The sequence below is a fragment of the Marinarcus sediminis (SeqCode) genome (assembly GCF_048571275.1).
Lineage (GTDB): Bacteria > Campylobacterota > Campylobacteria > Campylobacterales > Arcobacteraceae > Marinarcus > Marinarcus sediminis.
In genome coordinates this window covers 999,967-1,019,501 of the sequence record NZ_CP182357.1, presented here as the reverse complement: position 1 = coordinate 1,019,501, position 19,535 = coordinate 999,967, and the positions used below count along the sequence as shown (strand labels likewise).

The following is a 19,535-nucleotide window of genomic DNA, read 5'->3' as shown; positions in this document are numbered from 1 at the left end:
ATAACCAAACTACTATATTATATCCTTATTCGTCAAATTTCAAATAATACCAATCACTATTTTTGATATTATTTTTTATATAAATTAAATTATTGGCTATATATTCAGAACTACAATTCAAATTAAATAATTCATTATTTTTATACTCTAGAATTTTCTGTTTATATATACCCATATTATTAACCAAATACTTGAATTTCTTTTTTAGTTCTTCTAACGTATTAACTACTAAACCACAATTTAGTCTTATATCTTCATCATTAAATGTATTATAATATAGTTTATCAAAATTAGAATTAGACAATGCTATAAATGGTTGTAATGTTGCAAATGCAAATGTTTGCATTGTACTTGAAAAATCAGATATCATTACCAACGTTTTAGAAAATGTTTCAGCATAATAAGAACTATCATCATAAATAAATCGTGGATTGTTTCCAAAAGTTTTAAGAATATCTAATACATATTGTTTACCATTGACTTCACTTTGTATAATTAGTGGGTGCGGTCTAAAAATAACGTTATACTCAAAATTATTTAATAAAAAATCAATGATTTCAATTCCATTCTTTAAACTCAAAGTAGCTAAAAATTCATCATTATGAGTTAATAAAGTAGGAGCATAACAAATTGCATTTTTTTCATTATTATAGCTTGAAACTAAATCTTTTTCTAATTTTTCCAATTTTGGATATCCTAAAGGAATTAAACAAAGTTGTTTATTTATTTTATCTAAATTTTCAATCATTAAATTTTTTACATACTTAAACTGTGTCTGTGTTGGTAAACATATGTAATCAGCTAATAAAAAATTTCTTACTAAAATTTCTTTAGAAATAGGCTTTAATATTAAACTATGGGGGATACTAACACTTTTTACACCTTCTGAAAAATTTTTGCTAGATGATGTAAAAAAAATATTTGATGGAGATATGAACTCTAATACTTTATTATTCCTATTTATCTCTTTAGGAATGACAATTGAAGTTGATAGCAATTTTGATTTTCTTTCTCTATCTAAAACTGCTACATTATCATTTTTTAATAAATTAGGTATCTCACCAAAGCTACTTTCATACATTGGTATGGTATTGTCAAAAACTAATTCATACTGAAAACTTTTAATTTTTAAAATATTATGTAATACTTTTCTATATTTTTCTTTATTTAAAGGTAAAAATATTTCAATATGTTCTTCAATTGAAATATTTGTTAGAAATAATAAATGATAATAAAATAGTTTAATTATATATTTATTATTTAAAAGAACAATTTTTATTTCATCTCCAATTTTTTGTAATAAAAAATCTTTTATTTCTAAATTTTTATCCATATCAAAACACAATATATAAACTTTGTGTTCAATTGGAATATTATTTAAATTTTCATCAAATATTAATTTTAACTTTTTTATCTTATATAAAATCAAAACATCTTTCAGTTTTTTTATTCTCTTGTTTTTACCTAAAAACACCACTATTATAGTACCTCTAAAATTGATTTTTCTCTACCAAGAGCAAAATATTTATACTCAATTAATGCTTGTTTAACTACTCTTTCTCTAAATTTTGGGTATTGAATTATTAATTTAAGTCTTTCTAAAAGGTACTCATTATGAATGGATTTTGAATCAATTAACTTTTGGTACTCATCTTCAGGAAGAGTATCCTTGTAATAAAATTTCATAACATCCATATATGTTTCTAAAACAATCCCTTCTTCTTGTTTATAATTAAAATAATATTTCTGTTTTTTAGAAAAACCATCTACTAAAGATTCATATAAAGATTTATTACTTCCTGGATAAAATAAAGTACATTTTTCAATCTTTGTTAAATATATATGTAAAGATCTTTGTTTAACTATTAAAATATCTGACATTTGTATATACTCTAAAATATTCATATTGACAATTATAAGTTTTTTTTCAAATCCCTTTTTCAAAAGAATATCATATATCTTTTGATTATTATTTATTAATAATTTTATATTAGAACAAGTCGTTAATACCTCTACTAAGAAATTAAAATAATTATCTTCAACATCTATTTCTTTTAAGTCTATTCCTATAGTTACATAAGAATTATTATTTAATTTTATATATTTGCTTTTATTTTTACATTCTAGAATTTCTATTAGTAAATTTACTTCAGAAATATACTCTTTAATACAATTATTCTTTATCATTTTATTTCCTATTATTTAATAAATAATTTTTTAATTGTAGAGGAGGATTACTATTCAGATAATACAATTGAAAACTCCTTACATTCTTTCTCATTTGCCCATAGTTTATATTATTAATTATATTTTTTAGATTACTAATATTTTCCATTTTAAAAACAATGCCTATATTATATTTTTCAACAATATTACTAATTGCACTACATCTATCCTGAACAATAATAGGAAGTCCTGCCGCAATATATGTCATAAATTTAGCAAAAATATGTGATTTATCATGTTCTCTAAACAATTCTGCTACATCATCTGTCATATCAAAACTCCTACTTATAACTCCAAAATGATATGAAGATATAGTTTCAACAATTTTGCTATGAACTATAAAATCATGAATATAAATATTATTATTTACATATAGATCATTTTTTGTTTGTTCCGCAATGAATTGAGAACTCCAGACATCTACAGAACAATCTAAATATTCAGTTAATTTTGAAAACACTTTGAATAAATCTTGTCCTTGTAATACTCTATGATCATTTTTTTCTAAAACTCTCACTGCTCCAGTAAATACAAATTTTAAATTACTATCATAATCAATATTACTACTATCAATAAAATATTTTTCTTCAACAAAATGCATATAAAAAAGAGGATTAAAACAAACCTTTTTTATTTTATTCAAAATTGGTCCTGTAATATTAGTTATATAGCCGTCACCATCAGATAAAATTGATAAATAAGATTTTTTAGAACACTCTACATATTCATCATCAATTCCAATAATCATACCTTTATAATCTTCATTTGTAAAAGGCGTCAAATATCCAAATGAATCCTCAGTAGTAGTAAAAAAGAATTTACTTCTATTTTTTGTTTTAATTTTTAACATTGAATAATAAGCCAAATTTATTCCACGTGTATCTACATTATTAAATATAACAACATCAAATTCTAATTCTTCCAAAAGTAATTCATAATAACTTCCATTATTATTACAACAAATTACATTATCAAAAAATTGATTTTCTTCTTCAATATTGTTAGAAGTAAGATAAATTTTAGTTAATCTATATTCTTTTGATAATTCAAAAGAAGACATAGTAATAGGATCCCTATTATCCCAACGTAAAATTATTGCTAAACTTTTTTTTTCATTTGTTATAAAATTTTTTCTTATTTGTTTTAATAATTTTTCCTTATTTAATTTCTGAATATCCTTTTCTTTATAAATATTCAATACTTTATTTAATGGCAAATTATTTTTTTCTATAAATTCATTTAATAACTTTTCTGTCCAATAACCTAGAACAATTATAAAATCAAAAGTTAAATTTTTTATATCACAAATTTTATATATAGGTAAAGAACCAAAATCAGAATTATTAAAATACTCATCTTTATTCAATGTTTCGATAACACCCAAAATATTTAAATGAGAATTGAGTAAAGATATAACTTCTAAAGAATGCCCTCCATCACCATAAAATAATATTTTTTTATCCATCAACTTATTTTTTATAAAAGATGCAACAATTTCAGGTGAACGTTCATAAATATACTCATGTAAAATATCATGATTTATACAATATTTTTTTAACTCATCCATTTTCTACCTTTTACATTAGTGCAATAAAAATATTTTATACTATTCAATCAAATTCTAAATTTATTTTCCTGTGTAAAATCATAAATTTTTTCCCAGGCATTGACAACAACAGCATTAATTTGCATATTTTTAATCTTTTCCAAAATTTTTTCTCTAGCAGCACTATCTCCTGTTGATAAGATAATTAAAGCATCACTTTCTAATGATTCTGCTCTTGGTAAATTATGTGTCATCTCATAGTCTTCTGTATATGCATCATCAAAATAATATAATTCTTTATTTTTTAAGTATTCTTCCAATTCATTTACAAGAAACATAAAGTGTCTTCCTACACCATAAAAAATTATTTTCTGAATATCATATCTGTTTTTTATTGATTCAATTAATTTATTTTTATTCTGATTAAACCTTTCAATCATAGGTACAATATCAGGTTCATCTTCTAATACCTCTATAGATTTATATCCATTTGAAAAACACACTGTCAGAAATTTTGAATCATCAAGTGCTACAATATCAATACCTACTTCATTCGCTAATTTTACTATAGTTGATTTAGAGAAATAACTCACATGCTCAAATGAAAAATCTTCTACACAATATTTCATATTATTTATCACATAAGGAACTTCAATGCAAATCACACCTTTTGAAGTTAAAAGTTTTTTAAAAGAGTTTAGATATTTTATTGGATATGTCAAATGCTCAAAAACTTGTTGCATAACAATAAAATCAAATTTATTTGAAAAAATATTTTCATCATAAAAACTATTTATAGTAAATACATCTGTCTCTAAGTTATTAGGCTCTATACAAATTATTTCAGAATTTGGAAATTCTTTTTTTATTTCTTTTAAAAGCATGCCCGTAGCACTACCTATTTCTAATATTTTTATTTTTTCTGTTGGTGAAAAAAATCTCTTTATTTGAGAAATAATAATTTGCATTTTTGAACTATTTGAAAGGGCAGAAACATTGTATTTATCTGTGGAATAATGGATTCGAGATAGTTCTTCATATGCACTACTATAGGCTTGTTGAAGAAAAGTAAACTTACATTGAGTACATACATTAATATCAAGTTGATAACTATTTTCATTCCTAAATTTATGTATTTTATTATACAATTTGTTTAAATGCGTATCCCCACATAATGGACATTTATTATCAAATTTACCAACTGCAGATTCTAAAAACTTAATTTCTTGATTATATTCAGATAAAAATATACACAACTCTTTAAATTGTTCTTGATTAAAATTTATTCTAGAAACAATATCTTTCATTTCTAATTTTTTGTTATTTAATAATATAAAATTATAAAACTCAAATTCTATTTTTAATAAATTCTTATTTTGATCAAAAGCGAGTAAATAACTATTTTTATTAATTTTAATAAAAAATTGTGTTAAAGAATTTGAATCAATTTCTAATTTTATTGAATTATCAAAAAACAATTTTATTTTAAATATAAGATTACTTGTAAAATTGTTAATAATATCTTCTAGTTTATAATAAATTAAATTACTCTCTTCCTTATTTGATAGAAAATAAGTCATTGTCTTCAATGAGTAGTCATTTAGAGAATCTGTATTATTAACCACCATGCAGTATCTAATTTTTTCAAAATAATTTCTTACTTCATTAAAATTATCCACATTTATCCTTTTTCATAAAATCATTGAAAGTAGTTTCATAATTAAACTTTAATGAATAAATTTCATATGTATTTTTCAAAATTGAAAAAAATATATCTTTTAACTCTTTATTATTTTTAGATATATTTTTATATGTAGCATAAAGTATTGAAAAAGCTAAATTATTAAATCCTTTTATCTCTAATATTCCAATCTGTCTTAATACTCTGTTATAATCTAACAAGGAAGCTATATTTTCTAATGGTTTATAATATATTGCATTCATATGTAACAATAATCCATCATTAAAATTAAAAGGACTATTTTTAGGTTTTAATCTATGTGCACCGTAAAAATCCAATACCTGAAATCCTTCATTTCTCAATATGGTATCAACTTCACCATATAATGGCTGTGATATAAAATGATGATTAAAATAAACTTCTACTTCCACTAAAGAAACTTTTTTCAATAATTGTCTAGCTCCCTTTAATACATGGAACTCTGCACTATCTACATTTATATACATATAATCAATTTCTTTAACATTTAATTTCTTTTTCCAATCATCTAAAGAAATTGTATTTTCATAAAAAAATTCATCATACAATGCAAAATCAATATGCTTATCTCCAAAAAATTTATAACTCTTCATATTATCTAAATTAGGGGGATAAAAAGTCAAATGTCCATTTTGTTTTATTTGATATACTTTTCTTTTATTTCCCGTTTTTTCATCTACCATACTTGGATATGCCCTATAAGAACTACTTTCTTTTCTTTTACACTCATTTTCATCAGGATCAAATCCAAAAATAGTGTATCTACTTTTATCTACATTATCAACTATAGTATTTATGGGTATGGTATTCCCCGCCGCACCTAATTCACATATATAAAATTTTTCATTTGTTAAATTAATAATATTATTTAATATTGGAAGTGCATCTTTGTTTAAAATTATTATATTTCTGATAGGAATTCCTAAAGATAATAGTTTAGTCATCAGTATTTTACACGCATCTAGGTATATAGATAATATAACATACACTGTATTCTCATCACTATCTTTAACAATAGGACATACATCTTTGGACATATACTTTATATTTAAATAATTATCATCCATAAAGTAAGCTATCTTGTTCCAAATATCCACATAGTTATCTTTTAATTGTTGTTGACAATAATTAGCATAATTCCCAGCACCAACAAATACTAACTTTTCATTATAGTTTTTTAATATATTAAACAATTATTCACCTTCTATCATCTAATCAATTTCTTTAATTAACTCCATACAATCTTTAACAATTTGATCCATATTGTCATAATGATATTTTCCCATTCTACCAATAGAATAACACCCTTCTGGTATCAATGCTTTATATTTTTCTGCTTTTTGAATATCTGCTTTTGTCACGTATGGATAAAGTTTATTTTTAAAACTTGGTTTTTCAATAATTATTAAAGTATCATCCGATTCATATCCCGTCATCTTTTTATATTCAACAATTCTGGTATATTCTTCACTTCCAGCATAATGCAAAAAGTGTGGCTTTTCTCCAAATGCATACTTAACAGGTAATATAATTTTTGTAAATTCTCTACCTATATATCTCAATTCACCATAACAATAATTAAATACAAAATCAAGAGAAGCTGTATTTATAATTACATCTCCTTCATACCATGTACCATTTGCAAATACTCTCTTATTATTTAGATCAAACTTAGTTACTGGGGTTTCATATTTAACTTCACAATCTTCAACTAAAGCATCAAACATATTGTTATACCCATTTATATCTGTCGGATAATATATATTAACAACACCTTCAAAACAAGTTCTAGAACCCTTTTTAATTGCTGCTCCTTTAGGAGAATAACTAAAAATATCTAATTCTTGGTTATTATAAATTTGCCACATTTTTTCAGAATACCTATGTATATATTTTTCATATAAAGTAGGTCCTATACTATTTATCCAAAACTCTTCAAAATTTGTAGCATTTTTAGCTTTTTCTTCATCACATGCCTCAATTTCTGCATATATTTTATCAGAATCTGGCATTTTTGATATATCATCTTCATGAATAGGATAACCGTAAAAACTACTATCCTGTTCTACAAAAGTTAAAAGTCTATGATCAAGTTGTTTCATTTCTAAAAATTTTTCATAAAACTCTAAAACAAACATTTCATTTACTTTTACTAATAAATGATGAGGACCAAATGTATATGGATGATTATGATAAAAATATGTTCTACATCCACCTCCAATCTCTTTTGAAGCTTCTAAAATTGTTACATCGAAACCTTTTTGTTTCAAAAAATAAGACATTGTTATTCCTGCGAATCCACCACCTACTACAACTGCACTTTTTTTATTCACGAAATTCTCCTAACTTATACAAATTCAATATGTTCATTATCAGTATTTAAATAATCTAAAATCATTTTATTTTTTGTATTTGCAACACAATGATTATTACAATGACATTTTGGATTAATTTTAAAAAATTTATCTTTATCATTAAACCAAAATTCTTTTAAGCTTTTATCTTTAATAGTTCCAACTAAACCATTTTCTAAGTTATAAGCTTTATCTTGGCATGGATATATATTTAAATCTGCTCCAATTATAGGTAGTATTTGAGAATAAGGACACCAATCATAATCTTTATCAAACTTTTCTTCAAGTAAATGATATGAATCATATATTTCAAAACTTTCATCTTGAAAATCTTTAATTGCTTCTAATGTCTGTCTTTTAACTTCATTATAAATTGGTTTATGATATTCATTATTTTTTTTACCATCATTATCTACAATACATGGTGAAATCTTTATACTATCTACACCAGTTGATTTAATTAATTTTATAAATTCATAAATATGTTCATAATTTTTATTATCAATTATAAAACTAACTCCTAAAGCACATCTCCCTCCATATGCTTTAAAATCTTTCATATTCTGTAAAATTTTTGAAAACTCTTTTTTACCTGTTCTTCTATATTCAGAATAACTTTCATCATCCCATCCATCAATTGAGACACGAACCCATGTACCATGTTTAGCAAAAAGTTCTGCAACTTCACCTTTTAATCTTGATCCATTTGTCAAAGATGCAAATTTTATAGGATATTTTACTAACTTTTGTATTGTTTTTAGAAAATGTTTATAAACAAATGGTTCACCCCCACCACTAAAAGTAATAGCTTTAACTCCCATGTCAACACAATCATCAATAATTTCCATCATTTTATCTTCAGGGATAAAATCTCTTTCAACCATATCTTGACCTAACTGAACATCACTTAATTTATAAGAACAATACCAGCAATCATGATTACATACATTAGTTGGTTTAATTCTAATATGTAAAGGAGGTTTTATATTTTTATTCTCTTTAGGTAGAGAATCTATTTTATCTTTAAAATGAAATATTTTTAGTTGTGAATATTTAGACATAATTTACCTTTATTCAAAATATATAAATTCATAATCACCAGTATAACCATACTCATTATATAGCCATATCCATTCATCTGGTCTAAAAAAACTTTCACAAGTTAAAGCCCAACACTCCAAATTAAACAATTCCGCCTCATTTCTATAACCTTCAACAAGTACATACTTATTTTTACCAACTCTTTCAATCTCTTTAATAGCATTTTTAAACTCATAGATTCGTAAATTATGTAATGTATTTATTGAGAAAACAAAATCAAATTCATCATCTCCAAATGGATAAATATCTTGAGCTTTATGATTGAATAGAAGATCTTTAACTTCTTTTTTGGCATTCTCTAAAGAATATTTTGAAACATCAAAACCAATAATTTGGCAATTTGGCAATAATTTCTTAAATTCATATAATAAAAATCCTTTGCCACAGCCAACATCTAAAATCTTACAACCATCTTTCAAATCATACTGCTGAATAAAATCTTTTGCTATTACTTCCCATCGTCCATCATATTTATGGCCACCATAACCATACTTTCTATCACCATCCCAAAAATCATACTCAAATTCTTTTGCTTTGATCATACAATTTATCTTATCATCCAACATTCTTCCAAGATATTCTCTTGGTGTTTGTTTATGTATTTTAGTAATTATATTTAACTGTTTTCCCATCATATACTCCTAACATATACTGGTCCATCATATTCAAACATTTTTTGAACATCTTTTTCTAAAGATTCTTTAGTTGGTGATAATATAAGAAAGTTTTTAAATATTTTCATCATATCTATATCATCACTATCCATACAATGACTTCTACCTAATGAATTAAAATAATTATCTGCACCAACACCTATTAGCTTAATATTACACCCATGTTCATTCACATCATAACGAATTTGTTCATATGCACGCATGACTAAAAAAGGTATTTGTGCATAAACTATTGGCTTTAAGCCTGTCATTTGCATTCCTGCTGCGATTCCAATAGAAGACTGTTCTGCAATACCTATATTGAAAGCCCTACTTGGATGATTATTTAAAAAGTCATCCAAAACTGCAAACCCCATATCTCCTACAAGTAAAACCATTGAATCATCATCTTTGAAATATTTATATATCTCTTTCATTAATTCTTTTTTTGAAACTAAACTACTCATTTTCATCCTCACTATATTCATAGCCATCCTCTGTAGGACATCTGAAATGATACTTTGCCTGACTTTCAATCAAAGGTAAACCTTTACCTTTTATAGTTCGTGCAATACAAATAGAAAAACTGTTTTTCTTAACACTATCATCAAAGAAATTTTTAAAACTCTCTTTTAATATACTCTCATCATGGGCATCAATATCAAAAAAACAATCTTCTTCCACATAAACACTTAAAACCTTTGATAACCTATCATTATCTAATGCAACATCTCCAACTCTATCCATAGCCTGAAAATCATTAGCATCTACTATTAATAACAAATTATCAAGTTTATGTCTATATGCAAAAGCTAATGCTTCAAAATTACTCCCTTCTTGCATTTCTCCATCTCCAACGATACAAATCACTTTATTCTTTTTAGATTGAAGTTTGAATGATTTAGCCATACCTGCCGCAATTGGTAACCCATGTCCCAAAGAGCCAGTTGATGCTTCTAACATATACCTTTTATCTTGAACCAAGCATCCCTTTAATGAACTTCCATTATGGTAAGTCTCTAATTCATAATCAGGAATAAAACCCAATTTATTTAAAATTACGTAGTATGCATATGCTCCATGACCTTTACTAAATACAACTCTATCTCTAAACTCATCTTCTGGATTATCTGTATTATATGTCAAATATTCATTAAATAAAACAGTCATAAACTCTATAGTTGATAACGATGGAGCTAAATGACCAGCTCCACTGTTACAAGAAAGCTTTATTGTCTCATTTCGAACATCTTTAGTAGATAACTTTTTTCTATTCACATTATTCCCTTATATTCTACTTATAACAATTCATACAATAATTTGGTATTTTATTTTCTAAATGAGAATTTCTAAAATCTTGATATGATTTTGAATTCCATACTGTAGTAAAATTTTTTGCATTCCCTATATCTTTAATATCTGGATTTCCTATCATACAGCAAGGAGCTATTCTCATATCAGAGCCAATAAAAGCTCTCGTAAATGGCCATTTACAGATATTGTCTTTATTATAGCTTTCTTGTAAATCCCAAAATGTAATATCCAAATCTTTATTTTGAACAATTAAGTTTTTAACTTCTGTTATTATCTCTTCTCTACTTTTACTTTTAACTTGCAAAGTATCACTTCTAAACTGTTCTTGCCCCCAATCTCCAATACCTATTGAAAATGTAATTCTTTTAAATTCCATTTTTCTAGCTATAGAGATAAACTCTTTAATCTGATGAGAATTGCTATTTTGAATTAGTATCCACATTCTACTCATCAATCTATTCTTAGAATTTGCATATTTATTTAACATTGTTACATTGTCAATAATTTGCTCAAAATTTGAATTTATTCTAATTTTTTCAAAAACTTCTTTAGTCGCACCATCAAAAGATATTTGAACTTCTCCTATTCCAGAATCGACAAGTTTCTTATAATTATCATTTTTATGTAAATATGAACCATTTGTAGTTGTACGTACCCAAATATTTTTCTCTATCAAATAATCTAGCATATCAAAAAACTGTTTATGCATCAGAGGTTCTCCAATACCTAGAAGTTTTACTTCTGTCAACCCATACTGTTCATCTACTAATTTTTTAAATTCATCAAAATTAATATCATTTGCTCTTTTATTATTATCCCAATCTCTAACTTGACACATAATACAACTAAAATTACATCTACTATTTGGTTCTATATCTAAAATTATTGGTAAATGCCTTACAACTGAATCTAGTTTCTGATTCTTTGCAGTTATATAATTCTTTAATCTTTCTGGAAATCTTATTAATCCTTTATAAAGATTCAATTTATAAGCAAAATCATCAGCTGTAGGAGCTGGTAAACCATTAACTGTTTTTTCTTTAGTTTCGCTACATTTTTGTTTTAAAATATCTGGATTATTTACATAAAAGGTTATCTCTTCTAACATACTTTTATATTCATTCCCATACTTATTAAAAAATTCATTTTCTGATAAAAACATTTTATTATCCCTTTCAATCTTTACATAACGCATACAATATTTTATCAATATGCATAGGTTTATAATTATATTTTTTTGTTAACTTATCATTTGAAATAGTAAATGATGTTTTTATAGAATTATTAATAAGCACTTCACTATTAGAATTTAATAATATTTTTGTCTCATTAACGAGTTCACCAACTTTTTTGTACCCTGTACATGACATATTTATAACATCACTAGATTTTAATTTTTTATTATTAATGATATAAACAATAAAATTTGCAAAATCATTTGCATATACAATATTATTAAATAAGCTGTTTTCATTATATATATTTACAGATTCACCTTTTTTTAGGCTATTAATTATAGAAGTGAACCAAGAAGAATTAATATTTTTACCTACAATTCCAGGTAATCTTATAGATAAACTTTTTAAACTTTTTTCATCTCTCAATAATTCTTCGGAATACAATTTTGACAAACCATAATTATTTAAATTAGTCTTATTACTATCTTCATATAAAATATCATCCGCAATACTCCCATAAACAGATAAAGAAGAAGCATAAATAAATTTATTAATCCCATTATTTTTAGCAAACTTAATTAAATTGCATGTAGTAAAAATATTATCAAATAAATAGCTATTTGCACTAATTGATGGTATATCTAATTTAGCTGCTAAATGTATAATATATGAAACCCCACCAATTTTATAGTTATCTATATTATTTATATCATCTTGAATCCATTCTACTTGTTTTGATAAGTTATCTGGCTTTTTATCTCTTGAAATTGCAATGACTTCAATATTTTGTTCTAACAAACTGTTTAAAACTATATTTCCTAGTGCTCCACTTGCACCTGTCAATATTACTTTCATCATTTATCCATTATATAAAATTGATATGTTCAATATTTGGATGTTTTATACTCCAAAGATAATTGTTAATCTGATGATGACGACAGTTAGGTTGACACATATTTTTATCTATGCAATCATTTATATAATCCAATGCATTTTTTTTCTCTTTTGAATTCCAAATCTCTTGAAAACTTTTTTCAAAGATATTCCCATGTATGGTTTTTTTATCATGCTGATGTGAAAAACAAGTGTAAACATCTCCTAGCTCATCAATAAAAACAATAAATTCTAAACCATAACATTTATCATACACTCTTTGACTCGTTAAATTTTGCGTACTTCTTACAACGAAGGAAAAATTGCTGTCACTGATTCTCTCAGACTCATCTTCTAAAGATTTTAAATACGCATTATCTAAAAAATTGGTTTGAGTACTGTATTCATTGTGAAGATGATTGTAAAAATGTTTAACACTGAAATAATCCACTCCCAAATCTTTTAATCTGTTGGCATGTTCAATAATGTACTCTTTATTTTCAGGAATCAAAACACATTGACTTCCAATGGTAATATCACTGTTGAATCTCTTTTTTGCCTCTTTAAGTTTTCTGATATTTTCAATGACTTTATCAAAATCTTTCACATCGGTTTGATGAACAAGGGCATAATTTTCTGCACTTCCTGCATTAAATGAAAAACGAATCCAAGTGAGGTTTTTAACTAAAATTTCAAAATGTTTCTCTTTTAAAAGTGCTCCATTTGTACTCAGAGCTACATCAATACCTAAACTTTTTGCCAATTGAATGGCTTCAAACGTATCTACATGCAGTGTGGGTTCACCATTTCCAGCAAAGACTAAAGATTTAACACCCATTTGTGCAAACTCTCGAACGAGTTCTAACATTTTCCCTTTTTTAAAACGTCCTTCATGTCCTAAATAGTTATAGTTACAAAACAGACATTTATGATTACACACACCCGTAGGAGAAATTTCTACATAAATGGGTGCTTTCAGATTGCCATCTAAAAATTGTGCAATCTCTTTGGGATGGTAATTTAATTTATGTGAATCTAAAAAACTAGTCATGGATAAACTCTTTGTCTTTTTCATAATTATAAAGTCCTAAACCAAAGTTAGCATTATTTTCTAACGCTAATCTCTCCTCTTTAGTTAACTCTCGGATATTTTGAATATCCACAGAGGTGTGTCCAAAAATTTGGTGTCGATTGGTTTTAACTTTGATATCACAAGGGTTACAGTGCCCAAAAACATAACAAGGTCTATGAATTTGTTCAATATCAAAATTGAGGTCTAAAATGTGCCCTATTGGGGTTCGGTTTTCATACAAGTCTGAGTGACATCTGAACACATGACCACTTGGCGCAATGATAAGTTCTGTGGTTTTACAATCACAATATTTTTCAACTTTTTGAGAGATGGCTTCATCGTACTTATACGTACCATGCCACTGTTGTCCATCAAAGCCCAAATACTCTTTGATTCTAAAATCAATGCCTTGAGCCAAACATTTCTCTTGCACGGCTTTAATGTGCTCTTGATTTTGAGGCACCATCACCGCATAAATACCAATATAAAATCCTGCTTTATCAAACTTTTTGGCTTTTTGTATCAAATCATCAATATCATTTTGTCCCGGATGATAACTGACTCGAATAGCCGCATATTTGGCTTCTCGTGTAAATTTCTTAGGATCAATTTTAGCAATAAATTCATCGACATCAAAAATCATATTGGTCAATAAATCAAGTTTGACGCCATCGTTTACCCCATTAACCAGCTCATAAAAATCTTTATGAATTGTAGGTTCTCCCCCTTGTAACGTAATGGGTAAATCATCATTTAAAATAGACAATCTGTTAATTGCTTTTGCCCAGTCTTTTCCTGACATCGGCTTTCGTGAAACACTTTTTCTTGTTGAATTTTCTTCGTTTAAATTGATACAATAATCGCAGGTTAAATTACATCCCAATGACACAAAAGCGCCAATATAGTTATATTCATGAGGTACAATAATCTTTTCCAATTTCATTCTCTTTTATATTCTTTCAATTATTTACTAAATTTACTACAAATTTATTTGAACCTAACGTTCTAAATTCATTCACACTCTCACCACCAGGATCGGGGAAGGTGTTCAAATATATATCAATAACGCGTCCATACACTTTTGTATTTACAAACCCAGGAAAAACAAATCGATTTTCAAGGTCATGCTCTTTTAAAAATCTCTTTATATGTTTGGTATCACCATCGCCACAAGCTATATAGATTGTATTAAGATTTTGCTTCATAATCTCTAAGACTGTATTTAAATACTCTAAATTATCGATTTTTATGAGTCGTCCAATGCTGCCTAAAATCACAACATCTTTTGGGAACGTCTCTCGAATGGCTTTGGCTTCTTCCTCATAAGCGATATCATCATCGCGTGTATAATCACCCGTTACATTAAATGTTTTAAACTCTTCAGCACGGCTCTTTTGAACAAAATGCGATATTTTTTTATCTATGTTTTTAATATTGTACTCAGAATTCCCATGACTCCAATATATTTGTGTGGGTGCCGTTCTTGTTGTAAAAAGAAAGTTATACTCAATTTGAGTGTGCATTCCAATTAAAATATCAATCTCATTTTCAATGATTAAATTACGTAAATCCAAACATTTTTTTAAAGGGGTATAAAAAGGGCTACTTTGACCTACTAATTTAGTATGACAATCAATAAACTCAAACCCCAAAGCTTTAATCTCTTCTTGCATAAAATAGTTAGATCCACTCAGTTGTGGAAAATTCAAATCCAAAATAACAATTTCATAGTTTAAACTCTTTTGTTCACTTAAACTTTTAACAAGCGAATAAAAGACTTTATAGATGGAGTAGTTTATCAATCGCTCTTGCAAAAATGCAATTTTAATCACTTTTTTTGAACTGATATCTCTTTGAACCGGTTGAAGTTTATATTTGTCAATCAAGTTCTCTTGAATATATTTTTCATATTTAACTTCAACTTTGTCATTAAAATATTTGAACTCTGCTGGTATTGTAGCTACTCCATTATGAGAAAAGTGTAAAGGAAAATAGAGATAAAAAAGAAACTCTTCATCTTTTTGTTTTAAAGCTTTCTCAAACAGTTCATACAAATAGCCAAACATTTCATGATACGCTTCTTTGCTTCTTTCATAAATAAACAGTGTGATAAAAAAGAGTTTATAAATAATTTTCTCTTTTTCAAGTAATGTTCGCTTCCAAAATCCTTTGTCCGCAATAATGGCATAATAAAGATATTTCAAATAGCTGCTCAATTTATCTTGGGGAAATAAAAGATGAATCAACTCTTTATTATCTATGATGTTTTCAAACTCTTCAAAGATTAAATAGATAGAAAAAAACTCTTTTAATCGTTTTTGTTCAAACTTGATATTTTGTATGGAACCCACTAAATAAAGCAAAATCAGAAATCGAATATCATGTGAAATGTAAAAATGCAGCTCTTTTTTATGTTTTAACGAGAAGAGTATTTTATCTGTGAGCATTTTGTTTTGTTCAGAAAGGGTATGCCCATTTTTCAAATAATCTTTAATATAATAAAGCCCTACAATGGTCTCTTGACCAATACTTTTTTCTTCAATATTTTGCAAACACACCGTAAGCACATTATCTACAATAGCGTTAAAATCTTCCATTTAATTTTTTCTCTCTGATTGAAAATCATTTGTGATCTCTTCTAAATCACTGAATGTATCAATATCTTTACTCATTTTCTTATCCATCAAATAAAAACTCGTTTGCCCTTCAATAAACAATCGTTCATGCGCTAAAAACATTTTGGTATCAACGATATATATTGCCCCATTAGGATAATATGTTTTAGGTAAGAGTTGTCTTGGAAAAAAAGGATACTCATCATTAACAATCCCTTTTAAACAGTTGTTTTCATCGGTAACAAAGGCTTTTAAAGGTGAGTGATCAGGTTCATACACACTGATTAACGCTTTTGCGTTATTTTGAAACATCTGTTCAAATGCTTCATCAATATGTTTTGCAGTTCGTAAAGGCGAAGTCGCTTGAAGCAGTACAATATAGTCAAACGTTTCATCTAATTTTTTTACCACATCTAAAATTACTGGCTCAGTTTTTGCCTCATCAGAAGCCAACTTTGCATCACGTTTTAACGTTTCTGCTCCAAACTCTTTTGCAATTTCTAAAATTTCATCATCTTCTGAAGAGACCACGGTTTTAGTGATATATTTTGATCTTAAAGAAGCTTCTATACTCCAAGCCATCAAAGGTTTACCTAAAAGGTCAACAATGTTTTTTCGAGGCAATCCTTTTGAGCCACCACGCGCTGGAATAACAGAGAGTATTTTCATCCTATGTCCCTAAATTGCTTCTGATTAGAGATTTTCCACACCACCTCATCGCTTAAGAGTTTTAAAAAGTTTTCATCACTTTTCCCCTCTCCAAAGTCAACGTCTTGCTCCACTCTTCCTTTTCCCAAAGCGTTGGTTATGGCTTCTAAAATAAGATCTTCTTTATACTCCACATTGATGATATTTTTAGAACTCACTCGATTATTTTGTCGATTGCCAATATTCACCGTTGGAATATGGTAATAAGGGGCTTCTCTTACCCCTGCACTTGAGTTACCAATCACAAATTGTGCATGTTTTAATAACACCAGAAAAAACTCAAATCGTAAAGAGGGAAAGATTTTTATTTTTTCATTGTTCTCAAATCGTTCATACTCTTGTAAAATAAGGTTTGAGCCCATGTCATTGTTGGGATAAATCACAATGTAGTTTTGATTACTTTTGATAATCGCATCCACAAAAACTTTGACCTGTTTTTTCATCTGTTTAAGTTCGGTTGTAACAGGATGAAACATCAATAAAGCATATTTTTCAAAGTTGATTTGATAGTAGTTTTTAACAAACTCTAAAGTTGGCAGTTCTTTTGAATTCATGATATCCAAATCGGGTGATCCAATGGTAAAAATAGCCTCTTCATATTCACCCATTTGCACCAATCTTTTTTTTGCTTGTTCATTTGAGACCAAATGAATGTGTGCGAGTTTTGAAATAGAGTGGCGGATGAGTTCATCAATCGTTCCTGAAATTTCTCCGCCTTCAATGTGTGCGACCAAAATGTTATTTAAACTGCCAACAATCGCTCCTGCCATCGCTTCAATTCTGTCCCCATGTACCACAATCAAATCGGGTTTCATCTCTCCAATGTAGTGAGAAAACCCATTAATGGTTGTGGCCAAGTTTCTGTCCATATGGACAATTTCATCGTGATTGATAAAGGGATAAATATTTTTAAACCCCGATTTTTGAACTTCTATAATGGTCTTCCCATATTGTTCAATCATGTGCATGCCTGTAACAAAAATATGCACATCAAACAACGATGAATTTTGTGTAATTTTTATAAGCGATTTCATCTTTCCAAAATCAGCACGAGTGCCAGTAAGAAATACAATACGTTTTTTATTCATTGACATCACTCCATGAAATATGCTCATCAAGAGCCAAATCTTTATTGACACTTTTCCCCAATAAATCATTATAAAACTCTGCTTTAATTTCACCTGTACCTGGACGTTTGACCCAAATATTCTCTTTAGTAAATACTTCACCTTTTTTCATCGCTTTAATGGTAACAACCGTAGCAAACGCAAAGTCAATCGTCACTTGCTCTTCGCTGGCAGCCTCTTTAATGCCACCTCTCATCAAAGCAATTTGAGTGCTTCCCTCAATTAACTCTTTTAATGCAACAGGATCCATGGAGTTGATAATATCGGGTCCAACTCTTTCCATGCTGTCTGTAAAATGGCGTTCTAAAATAGAAGCTCCCAATGCCGTTGCTGCAAAACAGGCCAAATTGTTTGTCGTATGATCAGAAAGTCCAATAATAGCATCAGGAAACTCTTCACAGAGTGCTTGCATGGCACCCAATCGAACAAGATGAGAAGGAGTTGGGTATAAATTCGTTGTATGTAAAAGTGCATAAGGCACTTTATGTTGTTCTAATATTGCCACTGTTTTACGTACTTGCTCAAGACTATTCATACCCGTACTTACAATCATTGGTTTTTTAAAAGAGGCAATATGTTCTATTAAAGGATAATTATTACACTCACCCGAACCTATTTTATAAGCACTTACACCCATCTTTTCAAGTCGATTTGCCGCTGCTCTTGAAAAAGGCGTACTTAAAAATATCATGCCTTTTGATTCGACATACTCTTTGAGTTTGGTTTCATCTTCTTCATTTAAGGCACACGAAGCCATGATGTCATAAATAGATTCTGTTGCATTTCCTGGGATGACTTTTTTAGCTGCTTTACTCATCTCATCTTCAACAATATGGGTTTGATGTTTGATGACTTCTGCACCAGCTTTATGTGCAGCATCTACCATTTCAAATGCCACATCTAAATTACCACCATGATTGATGCCAATCTCTACTATAACTAAAGGGGGGTATTTTAAGCCAATTTTTCTATTTTCTATTACCAACTCAAGCATTGTTTATCTTTTTTAATGAATATTTGTTATCATACATAAACAAAACTAAAAGGT

18 protein-coding genes are annotated in these 19,535 nt (G+C 27.4%); all 18 read right to left on the bottom strand.

What is annotated here, in order from left to right; translation table 11 throughout:
* Positions 1-25: 25 nt before the first annotated feature.
* Genes ACNI3C_RS05215 through ACNI3C_RS05130 form a run of 18 tightly spaced genes read right to left on the bottom strand, consistent with a single transcriptional unit; the run spans position 26 to position 19,481 of the window.
* Positions 26-1,474: a hypothetical protein gene (locus tag ACNI3C_RS05215; RefSeq protein WP_419771195.1), complete on the bottom strand. Its 1,449-nt coding sequence runs from the start codon at positions 1,472-1,474 to the stop codon at positions 26-28.
* A gap of 5 nt (positions 1,475-1,479) precedes the next feature.
* On the bottom strand, positions 1,480-2,187 hold the full coding sequence (locus ACNI3C_RS05210; RefSeq protein ID WP_419771194.1) for a hypothetical protein: 708 nt from the start codon (positions 2,185-2,187) through the stop codon (positions 1,480-1,482).
* Between the two features lies 1 nt (position 2,188).
* A complete protein-coding gene (locus tag ACNI3C_RS05205) occupies positions 2,189-3,793 on the bottom strand; it encodes a glycosyltransferase (protein ID WP_419771193.1) in 1,605 nt (534 codons plus the stop codon).
* Between the two features lie 47 nt (positions 3,794-3,840).
* Complete coding sequence (locus ACNI3C_RS05200) at positions 3,841-5,451, bottom strand: class I SAM-dependent methyltransferase (RefSeq protein ID WP_419771192.1); 1,611 nt, start codon at positions 5,449-5,451, stop codon at positions 3,841-3,843.
* On the bottom strand, positions 5,444-6,685 hold the full coding sequence (locus ACNI3C_RS05195) for an FkbM family methyltransferase (protein WP_419771191.1): 1,242 nt from the start codon (positions 6,683-6,685) through the stop codon (positions 5,444-5,446). The genes ACNI3C_RS05200 and ACNI3C_RS05195 overlap by 8 nt, the downstream gene beginning before the upstream one ends.
* 18 nt (positions 6,686-6,703) lie before the next feature.
* Positions 6,704-7,825 carry a UDP-galactopyranose mutase gene (locus ACNI3C_RS05190; RefSeq protein WP_419771190.1) on the bottom strand — a complete coding sequence of 374 codons (1,122 nt, stop codon included), beginning with the start codon at positions 7,823-7,825 and terminating at the stop codon, positions 6,704-6,706.
* 14 nt (positions 7,826-7,839) lie between these two features.
* On the bottom strand, positions 7,840-8,907 hold the full coding sequence (locus ACNI3C_RS05185; RefSeq protein WP_419771189.1) for a radical SAM protein: 1,068 nt from the start codon (positions 8,905-8,907) through the stop codon (positions 7,840-7,842).
* A 9-nt stretch (positions 8,908-8,916) separates the two neighbouring features.
* Complete coding sequence (locus ACNI3C_RS05180) at positions 8,917-9,579, bottom strand: class I SAM-dependent methyltransferase (protein ID WP_419771188.1); 663 nt, start codon at positions 9,577-9,579, stop codon at positions 8,917-8,919.
* Positions 9,579-10,067, bottom strand: coding sequence for a transketolase family protein (locus ACNI3C_RS05175; protein WP_419771187.1), 489 nt, complete (start codon positions 10,065-10,067; stop codon positions 9,579-9,581). Before ACNI3C_RS05175 ends, ACNI3C_RS05180 begins: the two co-directional genes overlap by 1 nt.
* Positions 10,060-10,878: a thiamine pyrophosphate-binding protein gene (locus ACNI3C_RS05170; RefSeq protein ID WP_419771186.1), complete on the bottom strand. Its 819-nt coding sequence runs from the start codon at positions 10,876-10,878 to the stop codon at positions 10,060-10,062. The genes ACNI3C_RS05175 and ACNI3C_RS05170 overlap by 8 nt, the downstream gene beginning before the upstream one ends.
* Positions 10,879-10,894: 16 nt before the next feature.
* Positions 10,895-12,076 (bottom strand): radical SAM protein, encoded by a 1,182-nt coding sequence (locus ACNI3C_RS05165; RefSeq protein WP_419771185.1) that lies wholly within the window; start codon positions 12,074-12,076, stop codon positions 10,895-10,897.
* Between the two features lie 13 nt (positions 12,077-12,089).
* The gene (locus tag ACNI3C_RS05160) at positions 12,090-12,947 is read right to left on the bottom strand and encodes an NAD-dependent epimerase/dehydratase family protein (RefSeq protein ID WP_419771184.1); all 858 of its coding nucleotides are present in this window, start codon (positions 12,945-12,947) and stop codon (positions 12,090-12,092) included.
* 10 nt (positions 12,948-12,957) lie between these two features.
* Entirely contained in the window at positions 12,958-14,016 is a 1,059-nt protein-coding gene (locus ACNI3C_RS05155; protein ID WP_419771183.1) for a radical SAM protein, read from the bottom strand.
* On the bottom strand, positions 14,009-14,974 hold the full coding sequence (locus ACNI3C_RS05150) for a radical SAM protein (protein WP_419771182.1): 966 nt from the start codon (positions 14,972-14,974) through the stop codon (positions 14,009-14,011). Before ACNI3C_RS05150 ends, ACNI3C_RS05155 begins: the two co-directional genes overlap by 8 nt.
* A 22-nt stretch (positions 14,975-14,996) precedes the next feature.
* On the bottom strand, positions 14,997-16,634 hold the full coding sequence (locus ACNI3C_RS05145; protein WP_419771181.1) for a glycosyltransferase family protein: 1,638 nt from the start codon (positions 16,632-16,634) through the stop codon (positions 14,997-14,999).
* A complete protein-coding gene (locus ACNI3C_RS05140) occupies positions 16,635-17,321 on the bottom strand; it encodes an acylneuraminate cytidylyltransferase family protein (protein WP_419771180.1) in 687 nt (228 codons plus the stop codon).
* Positions 17,318-18,448, bottom strand: coding sequence for a UDP-N-acetylglucosamine 2-epimerase (gene neuC / locus ACNI3C_RS05135; protein WP_419771179.1), 1,131 nt, complete (start codon positions 18,446-18,448; stop codon positions 17,318-17,320). The genes ACNI3C_RS05140 and neuC overlap by 4 nt, the downstream gene beginning before the upstream one ends.
* Positions 18,441-19,481 (bottom strand): N-acetylneuraminate synthase family protein, encoded by a 1,041-nt coding sequence (locus ACNI3C_RS05130; protein WP_419771178.1) that lies wholly within the window; start codon positions 19,479-19,481, stop codon positions 18,441-18,443. Before ACNI3C_RS05130 ends, neuC begins: the two co-directional genes overlap by 8 nt.
* Positions 19,482-19,535 lie beyond the last annotated feature (54 nt).

Excerpts from the sequence above, each read along its gene's own strand:
- ACNI3C_RS05165 (WP_419771185.1), bottom strand. The coding sequence starts at position 12,076 with ATGTTTTTATCAGAAAATGAATTTTTTAATAAGTATGGGAATGAATAT.
- ACNI3C_RS05140 (WP_419771180.1), bottom strand. The coding sequence starts at position 17,321 with ATGAAAATACTCTCTGTTATTCCAGCGCGTGGTGGCTCAAAAGGATTG.
- ACNI3C_RS05155 (WP_419771183.1), bottom strand. The coding sequence starts at position 14,016 with ATGACTAGTTTTTTAGATTCACATAAATTAAATTACCATCCCAAAGAG.
- ACNI3C_RS05180 (WP_419771188.1), bottom strand. The coding sequence starts at position 9,579 with ATGGGAAAACAGTTAAATATAATTACTAAAATACATAAACAAACACCA.
- ACNI3C_RS05130 (WP_419771178.1), bottom strand. The coding sequence starts at position 19,481 with ATGCTTGAGTTGGTAATAGAAAATAGAAAAATTGGCTTAAAATACCCC.
- ACNI3C_RS05175 (WP_419771187.1), bottom strand. The coding sequence starts at position 10,067 with ATGAGTAGTTTAGTTTCAAAAAAAGAATTAATGAAAGAGATATATAAA.
- ACNI3C_RS05160 (WP_419771184.1), bottom strand. The coding sequence starts at position 12,947 with ATGAAAGTAATATTGACAGGTGCAAGTGGAGCACTAGGAAATATAGTT.
- neuC (WP_419771179.1), bottom strand. The coding sequence starts at position 18,448 with ATGAATAAAAAACGTATTGTATTTCTTACTGGCACTCGTGCTGATTTT.
- ACNI3C_RS05210 (WP_419771194.1), bottom strand. The coding sequence starts at position 2,187 with ATGATAAAGAATAATTGTATTAAAGAGTATATTTCTGAAGTAAATTTA.
- ACNI3C_RS05205 (WP_419771193.1), bottom strand. The coding sequence starts at position 3,793 with ATGGATGAGTTAAAAAAATATTGTATAAATCATGATATTTTACATGAG.
- ACNI3C_RS05185 (WP_419771189.1), bottom strand. The coding sequence starts at position 8,907 with ATGTCTAAATATTCACAACTAAAAATATTTCATTTTAAAGATAAAATA.
- ACNI3C_RS05145 (WP_419771181.1), bottom strand. The coding sequence starts at position 16,634 with ATGGAAGATTTTAACGCTATTGTAGATAATGTGCTTACGGTGTGTTTG.